The organism is Streptomyces sp. 2-1, assembly GCF_048564895.1.
Classification (GTDB): domain Bacteria; phylum Actinomycetota; class Actinomycetes; order Streptomycetales; family Streptomycetaceae; genus Streptomyces; species Streptomyces phaeochromogenes.
Window position 1 is genome coordinate 6,306,182 of sequence record NZ_CP183383.1, and the last position, 13,280, is coordinate 6,319,461.

Genomic DNA, 13,280 nt, shown 5'->3' on the forward strand with positions numbered 1-13,280 from the left:
AAGGCCTCAACTCCCCAGCCGTACCGGCACCATCCCCCGCCCCTGGCGATCGGTGCCGTCGACCGTGAGCATAGGCCGGCCGGGGTTCGCGAACCCGATCAGCGGCCGGTCGACGGCGATCTCACCGCGCCGCCAGGCACCCCACACGTCGACGCCCTTCACCAGCCGGGGTCCGTGAGTAGCGCGGGCCTCGGCGTGCTGGGTGACCGCCTACACGGGGGCGCCGCCCGCCGCTCCACCGTGGCCGGCGGCTTCTCCACGCCCAGCTGGCCGCGAAATCTTCAGCCCCTCCGGCGTTTGAGGAGCGGGGGTTCGGGGGCAGCGCCCCCGAAAAGGGACGGGAATGGGTAGGGGCGGCGGGGGCGAGAAAAGGCTGTGGTCAGGCGCGCGTGCCGCCCACCGGTGGGGCCGGGGTGAAGCGGACCGGGAGGGATGTGAGGCCCCGCAGCCAAGGGGAGGGGCGGCGGGTCAGTGAGGCGGCGGGGACCGCCAGGTCGATGTCCGGGAGGCGGTCCAGGACTACCTCGATGGCTGTGCGGGCGATTACCTCCGCGACCTCCTGGGCCGGGAACGGGCAGCGGTGCTCGCCGTGGCCGAAGGAGAAGTGCGCGCTGTTGCCACCGGTGAGGGCGGAGCTGTGGGTGCGGACCTGTGGATCGTGGTTGGCCGCCTGGAGGCCGAGCAGGAGGAGGTCACCGGCGCGTACGGCCCGGCCCCCGAGCCGTGTGTCGCGGGCGGCCCAGCGTCCGGCCACGTTCTGAGTGGGCGTGTCCTCCCAGAGCACCTCGTTCATGGCCTCGGCGACACTGCGGCGTCCGCCGAAGAGCGAGGCCGCGAATCGCTCGTCCGTGAGCATCAGCCGCAGTGAGTTGCCGATCCAGTCGGCGGTCGGCTGGTGCCCCGCGGCCATCATGACCATCAGGTCCTGGGTGATCTCCTCGTGTGTGAAGCCGCCCGCGGCCCCTCCACCGTGGCCTCCCGCATGCCCCCTTGCCAGCATCCGGCTCACCACGTCGTCCGCGGGCCGCGCCGCCCGGTCCGCCACCAGGTGGGCCATCGCGGCGGCCACGTGCAACTGACCGGCGATGGCGTCCTCGTGGCCGTCGACCATGTCGTTCAGGGCGGCGACGAGCCCGGGGCCCTGTTCGTCGGCGAAGCCGTAGAGGGTGGCGAGGACGCGTACGGGGAGCAGGGCCGCGTAGTCCGCGACCAGGTCCGTCGCGCCCTTGGCGCACACCGCGTCGATCAGTTCGTCGGCGAACCGCTCGGCGAGGGTACGCAGTTCGAAGGCGTCGACGGCCTCCAGGGCGTCGCTGACCATCGCCGCCCGCTCGCGATGGCGTTCGCCGACGGTGTAGAGGATGGACGGCTGGCCGCGGCCGATCAGCGGCAGCAGTGGCCAGTCGTCGGGGACCCGGTCCCACTGGTTCCAGAGGCCGGAGTCGCGGCTGAACAGCACGGGATCCCCGGTGACTTGATGCAGCTCGCGGTAGCCGAGCACGAGCCACGCCGGGATGTCCCCGTCGAGCAGCACCGACGCCACGGCACCGTGCTCGCGCCTCAACTCCCGGTACAGCTCGGTGGGTTCGGCCAGGAACCGGGGCCCGTTGAGGCGCACGGGGGCGGGGTTCACTGGGTCAGCTCCGGCGCCGGAGCGGTGACCGCGGGTGCGGTGACCTGGTCCTGCGGCGTACCGGCGGCGGCGCCCTCGGCCGCGTACGGACTCCTCGCGGACCGCACCCTCTCGATGACCCGCGGGTCCTCGGCGAGGTACAGGCTCTTGATGTGCTCGATGAGGGTGATCAGGACACGCTTGCCGGAGTCGCGGGAGCGTGCGTCGCAGTCGACGAGCGGGATGTGCGGGGCGAGGTCGAGGGCGTCGCGGACCTGTTCGAGCGGGTGGGCGGGGCCGCCGAAGTCGTTGCGGGCGACGATGAACGGCGTACCGAGGCGTTCGAGCCGGTCGATGGCGTACCAGGAGTCGTCGATACGCCGGGTGTCGACGAGGACGACCGCGCCGAGCGCGCCGGTGAAGAGCCGGTCCCAGAGGTACCAGAACCGCTCCTGGCCCGGCGCGCCGAAGAGGTACAGCACGGTGCGGGCGCTGAGCGTGATGCGGCCGAAGTCGAAGGCCACGGTGGTCTGGGACTTGCCGGGCACCGCGCTGACGTCGTCCATCGTCCCGCCGGCCCCCGTGAGCGTCTCCTCGGTACTGAGGGGGCGGATCTCGCTCACCGAGTGGATCATCGTCGTCTTCCCGACGCCGAAACCGCCGACGACCACGATCTTCAGCCCGTTGTCGGCGGACGCCTCCAGGGGCGTACGAGTCTCGGGCGCCTGGTCTTCGGGCGTACGCGTGTCGGACGTACCGGTGTCCGGAGTTCGGACGACGGCGGCGGTCGGTTCAGAGGTTGCGGAGTCCAACGAGCACCTGCTCCAGGATGTCGGGATCGGGGCGGCCGGCGATTTCGGCCCTGCGCGGGTGGCGCGCGCTGACGCGGCCCTCGGCGAGGAGGTCGGAGAGCAGGATCTTCGTGATGCTGACCGGCAGCCGCAGCTCCGCGGCGACCTCCGCGACGGCGGTGGGCCGTTCGGCCAGGCGCAGGATCGCCGCGTGCTCCGACTGCATGCCGGGGACCGCGGCGCTCTCGGCGACGACCAGGGTCACCAGGTCGAACGGGGTTCCGGGCGTGGACCGGCTGCGTCCCTGCGTGACGGTGTAGAGCCGGTCGGGCGCGTCGTCCCTGCCCGGCCGGCTCATGACGTACGTGGCTGCGCGCTCAGTGACGTATGGGGCTGTGAACTCAGTGACGTACGAGGTTGTGAACTCAGGTGTTCGCCCAGCTGTTCCACGAGTTCGGCCATGTTGTGCCCGACGAGCCCCGGGTCCGCCTCCTCGGCCGTGACCAGGGCCAGATGCGCGCCCTCGCCCGCCTCCACGATGAACAGGACCCCGCCGTAGAACTCGGCCATCGCCGACCGTACGCCCCCGGTGCCGTCCCCGAACTCCATGGACGCCCCGTGGGACAGCGACTGGATACCGGCGGCGATGGCGGCGAGCTGGTCGGCCTGGTCGACGGAGAGTTCCGGCGTACGGCACAGCTTCAGGCCGTCCCGCGAGAGCACGAGCGCGTGCCGGGCGCCGGGGGTGCGCGCCAGCATGCCCTGCATGAGCCAGGTCAGCTTCTCCTCGGTGGAGGCGGAGGAGTAGGCGGTGGGGGACGCGGATGCGGCGACGGCGGCCGTTGCCGTGCTGCCGATGGGGCCGGTGGGGCCGGTCATGAAGTGGGGTCGCTTTCCGGGTGGGAGGTGGCAGGGCTCGTACGGGCTTGTACGGGCTCCTCCGCCGACGTCCCTCGGACGGCCTGGCGGAAACTGCTGAAGCGGGCGGCGCGGGTCATCACGTCGTCGGGCGAGGGGCCGGGGGCCTCGCCGGGGACCTCGCCGGGGACCTCCGGGGAGTAGGGAGTGCCGGAGCGGTCGGCACCGTCGGAACCGTCGGAGTCGGCACGGCTGTTGAGCGCGGCCGGGGGTCTGTTGCGGGAGCGCTGGGCCTCCACTTCGGCCTCCGCCTCGGCGAGGGTGCGGCCCCGGTGGCGCTTCGGGAGGCTGACCAGGGGGTCGGCGACCACGGGCTGGAGCGGGGAACCGTGGGCCGGTACGGGTTCCGGGTCCAGGTCGGAGAGGGCGTGCGCGGCGGCGTACGACTGCTGGGGGCGTGGCCAGGGCTGGGGCTGGGGCCAGGACTGCGATGCCGCCGGGTCGGACGCCTCGGGCTCGCGGGCGTGGCGAGCGTCGGGGGCGCGATGAGCACCATGCCCCCCATGGGTTCTGTTGGTCCCATTGGTCTCAGGGGCGTCATGCGTGGCCGGAATCGGGACCCAGGCCACGGCCGGGCCGGGTGCCGAGGCCGAGGCAGAGGCCGGGTGGTTCGTGGTCGGTGCCTGGGGCGTGGCCGGGACGGGAGTGGCGGAAGTGAAGGCCGACGCGGATTCGGATGCGGAAGCCGGTGCGGAAGCCGAAGCGGTGGCCGCAGTCGACGCCGGGTCGGAAGCCGCGTCCGACGCCGACGCAGAGGACGAGGCCCAAGTCGGCGTCGGGGCCACGCCATTATTTGTCGAGGCCGCCGTCGGAGTCGCGGTGGAGGCCCAGGTCGGCGTCGGAGCAGCCTCCGGAGCCGAGCCGGCCGTCGACGTCGGCTTCGTAGCCGACGTCGAGGCCGAAGCAGGCATCGAAGCCGACGTCGAAGAGGAGGCCGACGCCGAGGTCGACGCCGAGGCCGACGTAGGCGTCCAAGCCGGAGCCTGTGTCGCCCTCTCCCTCGGCGTCCCCCTCGGTGTCGCCCTCGGCGTCGGCGTCACGGTCGAGCCCGGGCTCGCGAGGATGTCCTGAGGTATGAGCATCAGGACGCCCGTGCCGCCGCGCGCGGAGGGGCGGAAGGAGACCTTCAGGCCGTACTTGCGGGAGAGGCGGCCGACGACCGCGAGGCCGAGCCGGGTGCCGCTGAGGCCGCCGAGCTCCGCCTCCTCGCCGGAGACGGCGCGTTCGGCGCGGCGCAGCTGCACCTCGCCCATCACCAGCCCGCTGTCCTCCACGGAGACGATGACTCCGGCCGGAACCTCCTCTACGTAGACGTGCACTTCGGCCGTCGGCGGCGAGAAGTTCGCGGCGTTGTCGAGGATTTCGGCGAGTGCGTGCATCACGCCCTCGGCGGCGTGCCCGGCGACGGCGGCCTCGCTCGACGAGTGGACACGTACGCGCTGGTAGCCGCTGATACGGCCCATCGCGCCGCGCAGGATCGATTCCATGACGATGGGCCGCGCCCAGCGGCGGCCCGAGCGCGCGCCCGCGAGGACGGCGACGGAGTCGGCGAGACGGCCCGCCTGTGCGGTGCGGTGGTCGAGGTGGAGGAGGTCGGTGAGGACGTCCTCGTCGGCGTGCCGCTCCTCCATGGCGCGCAGGTCGGCCAGCATGCTCGTGGCCAGGGCCTGCAGTCGGCCCGCGGTGTTGGCGGCTGCCGAGATCGCGGCGGAGCGGTCGGTCCGGGCCTGCCGCAGTTCGTCGGCCACGCGCGCGTGCTCGGCGCCGAGGCGGACGCGCTCCCGGTCGAGTTCGGCGGCCAGGCGGACCTTCTGGTGGGTGTTCTGCTCGGCGAGACGGGCGCGTTCGCGGGTGTGCTCGTCCGTCAGACGCGCGCGTTCACGGGCGGACTCCTCGGTGAGGCGGGCGTGCTCCTGGAGCAGCCGGCCGGCCTCCTGGGACACCGCTTCGAGGCGGCGGACGAGTAATCGCGAGGTCGCCGTGGCACGGCTCGCCAGGGCGACGGCCGCACAGAGCAGTACGACGCCCGCGCTGCCGCCCCAGGCGAGGGGCACACGCACCGACGCGGGGGCCAGGGCGACCGCGGCGCCGACGGCGAGCGCGGCCGGTACGGCGGCCAGGAGCGGGGCGAGCACGACGGCACGCAGGCGTGGTCGTTCGCCTCCGAGGTGCGCTGGGGACGGCCGATCTGGGGTGGGGCGCGCTTGCGGGGTGGGCGCGGTCATGAATCGTGTCCTCGGTCGTGTCCTGGGCGGGATGCGACACCTGGTGCTCAACTGGCGGTCACTATATGGGAGTTCGTGATCGGACCGGGCAGGATTCGTGCCCGCTTTCACAAGTCGTCCCCAATCCGGGGGTCGGCCCTCCTTCGCCTGCCGGGGGTCACTGTCAGTGACGGGGGGCATTCTTGGAGGCATGACGGAAATGGATCTCGGGGAGCTGCGGTCGGAGCTGCGGAAAGCCGTGCGCGGAGAGGTCGCCTTCGACGTGACGGCGAGGGCGCTGACCACCATGGACGCGTCGAACTACCGGCGGGTGCCGCTCGGCGTGGTCGCCCCGAGAGACGCCGACGACGTGGCGGCGGCGCTGTCCGTCTGCTCCCGTCTCCGCGTCCCGGTCGTCGCGCGCGGTGGTGGTACGTCGATCGCGGGACAGGCGACCGGCACGGGTGTGGTGCTGGACTTCACCCGGCACATGAACCGCATCGTGTCCCTGGACGCGCAGGCGCGCACGGCCGTGGTCCAGCCGGGGGTCGTCCTGGACCGCCTCCAGGAGGCCGCCGCGCCGCACGGCCTGCGCTTCGGGCCCGACCCGTCGACCCACAGCCGCTGCACGCTCGGCGGGATGATCGGCAACAACTCGTGCGGGTCGCACTCGGTGGCCTGGGGCACGACGGCCGACAGCCTGCGCGAGCTGTCCGTGGTGACGGCGAGGGGCGAGTTCCTGTCACCGGGCAGGTCCTGGTCGGGCGCTCCGGAGGGGCTGCGGGCCCTGGTGGAGGGCGAGCTGGGGCGGCTGCGCACCGGTTTCCCGGACCTGCCCCGCCGGATCTCGGGGTACGCGCTGGACGCGCTGCTTCCCGAGAAGGGCGCCGACGTCGCCCGCTCCTTCTGCGGCTCCGAGGGCACCCTCGGCGTGCTGACGGAGGCGGTCGTCGCGCTGGTCGAGGCCCCCCGCGCGCGTGCGCTGGCCGTACTGGCCTACGCCGACGAGAGCGCGGCGGCCGAGGCAGCCGCGGGCCTGCTGCCGCACCGGCCGCTGACGGTGGAGGGCATGGCGGCCGATCTCGTACGGGCGGACGCGGGCCTGCCCAGGGGCGGCGCCTGGCTGTTCGTGGAGACGGGCGGCGGGACGGCGGCGGAGGCACGCGCGCGTGCGGACGCGATCGTGCGCGCCGCGGACGTCGTCGACTCCCTCGTGGTCACCGACCCGGCCGGCCAGCGGGCCCTGTGGCGCGTCCGCGAGGACGCGAGCGGCACGGCGACCCGGATGCCGGACGGCACCGAGGCCTGGCCCGGCTGGGAGGACTGCGCGGTGCCCCCGGCCCGACTCGGCCCGTACCTGCGGGACTTCAGAGGGCTGCTGACCTCCCACGGCCTGCGCGGCACGCCGTACGGGCACTTCGGGGACGGCTGCATCCACGTACGTATCGACTTCGATCTCCTCTCCCGCGAGGGCATCGGCCGCTTCCGTCGCTTCTCGGAGGAGCTGGCGGAGCTGGTCGTCGCCCACGGCGGCTCGCTCTCCGGAGAGCACGGCGACGGACAGGCCCGGGCCGAGCTGCTCCCGAAGATGTACGGGGAGGAGATGGTCGCCCTCTTCGAGCGCGCGAAGTCCGTGTGGGACCCGGACGGTCTGCTCAACCCGGGAATGCTGGTCCGGCCCGCCGCCCTGGACGAGAACCTGAGATTCGCCGTGCTCCCGCGCGAGCCGGTGGACGTGGCCTTCGGCTATCCGCACGACGGCGGGGACTTCTCGGCGGCGGTCCGCAGATGCGTGGGCGTCGCCAAGTGCCGCACGGAGACGGCCGGTCCGGGCTCCGGCGTCATGTGCCCCTCCTTCCGTGCGACCGGCGAGGAGGAGCACTCCACACGCGGGCGGGCCCGGCTGCTGCACGAGATGCTCGCGGGCGAGGTCGTCACCGACGGCTGGGCCTCCACGGAGGTCCGGGACGCGCTGGACCTGTGCCTGTCCTGCAAGGGCTGCCGCTCCGACTGCCCGGTCGGCGTCGACATGGCCACGTACAAGGCGGAGTTCCTGCACCACCACTACGAAGGCCGTCGGCGACCGGCCGCGCACTACACGATGGGCTGGCTGCCGGTCTGGCTCGCGACGGTGTCCCGCCTGCGCCTGGCCGGCCCGGTCAACTTCCTCGCTTCGGTACGCCCGTTGGCGGCCCTCGCCAAGCGGCTGGGCGGGATCGCGCCCGAGCGGGAGATTCCGCGGGTGGCGGGGGAGACGTTCACCCGGTGGTGGGGCCGCAGGGCCAGGGCGCAGGCACGGCGAGAGACGCGCGAGCGCGTCGAGTACGAAGAGCATCCGGACGGCGGCCTGCCCAAGACGGTCGTCCTGTGGCCGGACACCTTTACGGAGTACCTGTCGCCGTCCGTCGGAAAGGCGGCGGCTCGGGTCCTGGAGGCGGCGGGGCTGAGAGTGCTGCCGTGGCCGCCGAGGGAGGGGCTGCTGCGGGTGCCAGTCGTGGGCAGGTGGCTTCGGCGGAGGCCGACCGTGGGATTGCGGCCGCTACCGGGCGGGACGCCGGACGACGGAGTGCCGACCGTTCCGAACCCGTCGGCCGTCCCGCGGGCGGCTCCCCATGGCCGGGTCTGCTGCGGCCTGACCTATGTCTCTACGGGCCAACTGGACCGCGCCCGCAAGGTGATGCGCCGCACCCTCGACCTGCTGTATCCGCTCGGGGACCCGGCCTTCCCCGGGGAAGGGCCGCCCATCGTCGTCCTCGAACCGAGCTGTGCAGCCGCCCTGCGTACGGACCTGCCCGAGCTGCTGCCCGACGATCCGCGTGCCCAGCGCGTGGCGTCGGCGGTCCTGACCTTCGCGGAGGCACTCGAACGCCATGCCCCGAACTGGACCCCGCCCCGCCTGGACCGCCCGGTCGTCGGCCAGACCCACTGCCACCAGCACGCGATCCTCGGCGACGCCCCGGACCGCCGCCTGCGCACGGCAGCGGGCCTGACCGGCGAACTCTCCGGCGGCTGCTGCGGGTTGGCCGGCAACTTCGGCTTCGAGAAGGGGCACTACGAAGTGTCGGTGGCCTGCGCGGAGGAACAGCTGCTGCCCGCGGTCCGGGCGGCGGGGGAGGGGCCGGTGGTCCTGGCGGACGGCTTCTCGTGCCGTACCCAACTGGAACAGTTGGAACAGCTCGGAGGCCGCAAGGGCAGACACCTGGCGGAGGTGTTGGCGGAGGGTCTGGACGGCCCTGAGACGTAGGGACCTCGAAACGTAGGGATCGAGACACAAGCGTGTGACACGACGCCGTCAGCGGTCCCGTGGGGGCCGGGAGGGCTGTGCGGCCGTGGCCCGGGACGTGAGTCGGAGTCGGAGGCTGAGGGCGATGCCAACCGCCGCGCAAGCGCAGGTCATCCACCAGGTGGAGTGCCAGCCGCCGGGTGTGGCCCGGAACACCGTTCACGCCCGGCTGCGGAGGATGGCTGCCGAGGACGCGCTCAAGCCCTTCAGTCGGCGCGTCGACCCTGCCGCCCTCGGATACGGGCTGGTGGCGTTCATGTCGCTGACGATGAGCCAGGCCGAGCCCGAGAGCGTCCATGAGGGACTGCTCGCCCTCCCCGAGGTCGTCGAGGTCCACTACACGACCGGCGACGCCGACCTCCTCGCGCACGTCGTCGCCAAGGACACCACCGACCTGCACCGCATCACCAAGGCGATCCTCGCCATCGACGGAGTCGACCGCACCAGCACCGCCATCTCCCTGGCCGAGGTCATCCCCTACCGGCCCCGGTCCCTCCTGCACCGCCTGGCCAACGGATGAAAAGGGTTGGACCGGACGATGCTCGGGCTTGTAGCTTCCAGGCGACCGTGACACCGCCCGAGGAGGTGAGACCCATGAACGCTGTATCGACGTGGGTGCTCCCCCTTCCTGTCACGGCCGGCGATTGACGTAGGTGTCGCCGGGAGCGCCTCAACAAGGCACTCCCGAAAGGCAACACCTATGAACTCTCCACAGTTCACCGCCGAGCCGTCGCCGTCGCCGTCGCCGTCGCCGTCGCCGTCGCCGTCGGATGCGGATCCGTATCCGCATCCGGTCCCGTACGACGTGATCGTCGCCGGATGCGGGCCGACCGGCGCGATGCTGGCCGCCGAACTGCGGCTGCACGATGTGCGGGTACTCGTTCTGGAGAAGGAGACCGAGCCCGCGCCGTTCGTCCGCATCGTCGGTCTGCACATTCGCAGTCTTGAGCTGATGGCGATGCGCGGACTGCTGGACCGCGTTCTCGAACACGGAAGGCGGCGTCCGGCCGCCGGATTCTTCGCCGGCATCAGCAAACCCGCTCCCGAGGGCCTGGACTCCGCGCACGCCTATCTGCTGGGCATCCCGCACCCGGTCATCGTCCGCCTGCTCGAGGAGCATGCGGTCCAACTGGGCGCGCAGGTCCGGCGCGGTTGTGCGGTGGCCAGTTTCGAGCAGGACGACGAGGGCGTGACCGTCGACCTGGCTGACGGCGAGCAACTGCGTGCGCGCTATCTCGTCGGCTGTGACGGCGGGCGCAGTGCGGTGCGCAAACTGCTCGGTGTCGGCTTCCCCGGCGAGCCCTCGCGGACCGAGACGCTGATGGGCGAGATGGAAGTGGGTGTGCCGCAGGAGGAGGTCGCCGCGAAGGTGGCCGAGATCGGCGAGACCAACAAGCGATTCTGGCTGAGGCCCTTCGGCGGAGGGGCGTACAGCGTCGTGGTCCCCGCCGCGGGAGTGGCCGATCGCGCGGAACCGCCCACTCTCCAGGATTTCAAGCAACAGCTGCGGGCCATCGCCGGAACCGATTTCGGCGTGCACTCCCCGCGCTGGTTGTCCCGCTTCGGGGACGCCACGCGGCTGGCCGAGCTCTATCGGGTCGGGCGGGTGCTGCTGGCCGGCGATGCGGCCCACATCCATCCGCCCACCGGCGGACAGGGCCTCAACCTGGGCGTCCAGGACGCGTTCAACCTCGGCTGGAAACTGGCCGCACAGATCCGCGGCTGGGCACCGGAAGCACTGCTGGACACCTACCAGACCGAACGTCGTCCGGTCGCCGAGGACGTACTGGACAACACCCGCGCCCAGATGGAACTGCATTCCACCGAACCGGGCCCGCAGGCCCTGCGCAGGCTGCTCACCGAACTGATGGACATCGACGAGGTGAACCGCCGTCTGATCGAGAAGATCGCCGCGATCGACATCCGCTACGACTTCGGCGACGGACCCGACCTGCTCGGCCGCCGCCTGCGCGACATCGAGGTGAAACAGGGCCACCTCTACGGTCTGCTGCATCGAGGCCGCGGCCTCCTGCTGGACCGCACCGCACGTCTGACCGTCGGCGGCTGGTCGGACCGGGTCGACCACCTCGCGGATCCCACCGCGGTACTGGATGTTCCGTGCGTCCTGCTGCGCCCCGACGGCCACGTCGCCTGGATCGGCGACGACCAACAGGACCTGGACGCGCATCTCTCCCGCTGGTTCGGCAAACCAGCCAACTGATTCCGGCGCCAGGTCACTCAGGACATTTCACAGCAGCGTAAGCCGCAAAACTGTTGTACAGCCCTGACTGGGTCCATTACCCTGGACCGGCAAGTCCATCACGATGCACTGCAACGTACAACAGCTCTCGACCCGAACCTCCCTGGACGGCCCCGTGAACATCCCCAGCGCTGACCGGTCCCCGTCGGTCACCGACCCCACGGCCGCCGTTGCCGGACCGGCCCCCGTATCCGACCCGGGGGCCGGCCCGACGGACAGTTCGACGGGCGCTCCGACGAGTGGCTCGACGGGCGGCCCGCGCGGAATCCGGGCCCTCGGCCCCGTAGGACTCGTGCTCGCCGGAGGCATCTCCGTCCAGTTCGGCGGCGCCCTCGCCGTGACGCTCATGCCGCGCACCGGAGCGCTCGGCGTGGTCACGCTCCGCCTCGTGGTCGCCGCGATCGTGATGCTCGTGGTCTGCCGCCCCAAGCTGCGCGGGCACTTGCGCACCGACTGGGGAACCGTCGTCGTCTTCGGCATCACGATGGCCGCGATGAACGGCCTCTTCTACCAGTCGGTCGCCCGCATCCCACTCGGCCCCGCCGTCACGCTGGAAGTGCTCGGCCCCCTCGTGCTCTCGGTGGTGGCCTCCCGCCGCGCCCTCAACTTCGTCTGGGCCGGCCTCGCCCTCGGCGGCGTCTTCCTCCTCGGCGGCGGAGGCTTCGACAGCCTCGACCCGGTCGGCGTCGCGTTCGCCCTGTCGGCCGGCGCCATGTGGGCCGCGTACATCGTCTTCAGTGCCCGTACGGGCCGTCGCTTCCCGCAGGCCGACGGGCTGGCGCTCGCCATGGCGGTCGCGGCCGTGCTGTTCCTGCCGCTCGGGCTCGTCGAGTCGGGCACGAAGCTGCTGGACCCGACCACGATCGCCCTTGGCTCCGCCGTCGCCGTCCTCTCCTCCGTGCTCCCCTACACCCTCGAACTCCTCGCGCTGCGCCGCCTGCCCGCCTCCACCTTCGCCGTCCTCATGAGCCTCGAACCGGCCGTCGCCTCCATCGCCGGCTTCCTCGTCCTGAGCCAGACCCTCTCCATGACGGAGGCCCTGGCGATCACCCTCGTCATCGCGGCGAGCATGGGGGCCGTACGCACCCAGGTGGGCCGGGGCAGGGCCAAGGGGCTGGACTCCTAGGCACCGCTCGGGCGTCGAGAACCCAGGGCGACACCGGCCGACGGGCTTCTCCCACCTCCCCTCCCAGGCACGCAGGCTTCTCCCGCCTCCCCCCCAGGCACGCATCCGCCATCCCGGTTTCAATAATGCAAGCACGCTTGCTTGTTTCTGTGACCACTGTCATGCTCCTGGGCACACCGCGCCGCACACCGCCGTGCCCGAGGGGAGCGCATCGTGACCGATCCGACGCCCGTGTTCGACGACCTGCGCGACGAGAGCGAGGAACTCGACCGGCTGGTGGGGGAGTTGAGCGAGGACGCCTGGGCGCTCGCGACCCCGGCGGCCGGCTGGACCGTCGCCCATCAGATCGCGCATCTCGCCTGGACCGACCGGTCGGCGCTGCTCGCCGCGACCGACCTGGAGGCCTTCGGGGCGGAGGTGGAGAAGGCGCTCGCCGCCCCGGACCGGTTCGTCGACGAGGGTGCCGAGGAGGGCTCCGGGCTGCCGCCCGCACGGCTGCTCGCCGAGTGGCGCGCGGGGCGTGACGCCCTGCACAAGGTGCTGAGTTCGGCACCCAGGGGAGTGCGCTTCCCCTGGTACGGGCCGCCCATGTCCGGCGCCTCCATGGCGACCGCTCGGCTCATGGAGACCTGGGCCCACGGGCAGGACATCGCCGACGCGTTGCATGTGATGAGGCCACCCACCGACCGGCTGCGGCATGTGGCCCGCATCGGGGTGCGGGCCCGGGACTTCGCCTTCGGGGTACGGGGACTCACCCCACCCGAGGAGGAGTTCCGGGTCGAGCTGACGGCACCCTCGGGCGACGGCGAGCTGTGGACGTACGGCCCCGAGGACGCCGCCCAGCGCGTCACCGGCCCCGCCCTCGACTTCTGCCTGCTGGTCACCCGGCGGGCCCACCGCGCCGACCTCGCCGTACGGGCGCAGGGGGCCGACGCCGACCGCTGGCTCGACATCGCGCAGGCCTTCGCGGGTCCGCCGGGTGGGGGACGCCCCCCGAAGGGAGCCACGGAATGACCGAGGCAGCCCCCAGTCCCAGCCCCCGCCCCAGCCCCGGTGCAAGCCCCCACCCCCACGCCCGCCCCCTCC

The 13,280-nt window shown here is 72.4% G+C and carries 10 protein-coding genes and 1 pseudogene; 5 read left to right on the plus strand and 6 right to left on the minus strand.

Translation table 11 applies throughout. The features are described from left to right. Nucleotides 1-6: 6 nt before the first annotated feature. The 6 genes and pseudogenes from ACN20J_RS28020 to ACN20J_RS28045 form a co-directional block, all read right to left on the minus strand. Nucleotides 7-162: a hypothetical protein gene (locus tag ACN20J_RS28020; RefSeq protein WP_419667061.1), complete on the minus strand. Its 156-nt coding sequence runs from the start codon at nt 160-162 to the stop codon at nt 7-9. 217 nt (nt 163-379) lie between these two features. Next, complete coding sequence (locus ACN20J_RS28025) at nt 380-1,633, minus strand: cytochrome P450 (protein WP_419667062.1); 1,254 nt, start codon at nt 1,631-1,633, stop codon at nt 380-382. Next, on the minus strand, nt 1,630-2,316 hold the full coding sequence (locus ACN20J_RS28030) for a GTP-binding protein (protein WP_419668968.1): 687 nt from the start codon (nt 2,314-2,316) through the stop codon (nt 1,630-1,632). Before ACN20J_RS28030 ends, ACN20J_RS28025 begins: the two co-directional genes overlap by 4 nt. An 88-nt stretch (nt 2,317-2,404) precedes the next feature. Next, the gene (locus tag ACN20J_RS28035) at nt 2,405-2,761 is read right to left on the minus strand and encodes a DUF742 domain-containing protein (protein WP_055614071.1); all 357 of its coding nucleotides are present in this window, start codon (nt 2,759-2,761) and stop codon (nt 2,405-2,407) included. Then, entirely contained in the window at nt 2,758-3,171 is a 414-nt protein-coding gene (locus ACN20J_RS28040) for a roadblock/LC7 domain-containing protein (RefSeq protein ID WP_055614074.1), read from the minus strand. The genes ACN20J_RS28035 and ACN20J_RS28040 overlap by 4 nt, the downstream gene beginning before the upstream one ends. A gap of 1,204 nt (nt 3,172-4,375) precedes the next feature. Beyond that, a pseudogene (locus ACN20J_RS28045) lies at nt 4,376-5,546 on the minus strand (sensor histidine kinase); the annotation flags it as partial. Nucleotides 5,547-5,736: 190 nt separating this feature from the next. Here ACN20J_RS28045 and ACN20J_RS28050 point away from each other — a divergent pair. The 5 genes from ACN20J_RS28050 to ACN20J_RS28070 all read left to right on the plus strand — a co-directional run bounded on the left by ACN20J_RS28050 (nt 5,737) and on the right by ACN20J_RS28070 (nt 13,208). Then, a complete protein-coding gene (locus ACN20J_RS28050) occupies nt 5,737-8,769 on the plus strand; it encodes an FAD-binding and (Fe-S)-binding domain-containing protein (protein WP_419667063.1) in 3,033 nt (1,010 codons plus the stop codon). 124 nt (nt 8,770-8,893) lie between these two features. After that, nucleotides 8,894-9,328 carry an Lrp/AsnC family transcriptional regulator gene (locus tag ACN20J_RS28055; protein ID WP_419667064.1) on the plus strand — a complete coding sequence of 145 codons (435 nt, stop codon included), beginning with the start codon at nt 8,894-8,896 and terminating at the stop codon, nt 9,326-9,328. Between the two features lie 180 nt (nt 9,329-9,508). Beyond that, on the plus strand, nt 9,509-11,029 hold the full coding sequence (gene rox, locus ACN20J_RS28060; RefSeq protein WP_419667065.1) for a rifampin monooxygenase: 1,521 nt from the start codon (nt 9,509-9,511) through the stop codon (nt 11,027-11,029). 160 nt (nt 11,030-11,189) lie between these two features. Beyond that, on the plus strand, nt 11,190-12,194 hold the full coding sequence (locus ACN20J_RS28065) for an EamA family transporter (RefSeq protein ID WP_419668969.1): 1,005 nt from the start codon (nt 11,190-11,192) through the stop codon (nt 12,192-12,194). A 213-nt stretch (nt 12,195-12,407) separates the two neighbouring features. Further along, on the plus strand, nt 12,408-13,208 hold the full coding sequence (locus tag ACN20J_RS28070; RefSeq protein WP_419667066.1) for a TIGR03084 family metal-binding protein: 801 nt from the start codon (nt 12,408-12,410) through the stop codon (nt 13,206-13,208). The last annotated feature ends 72 nt before the right edge of the window (nt 13,209-13,280 follow it).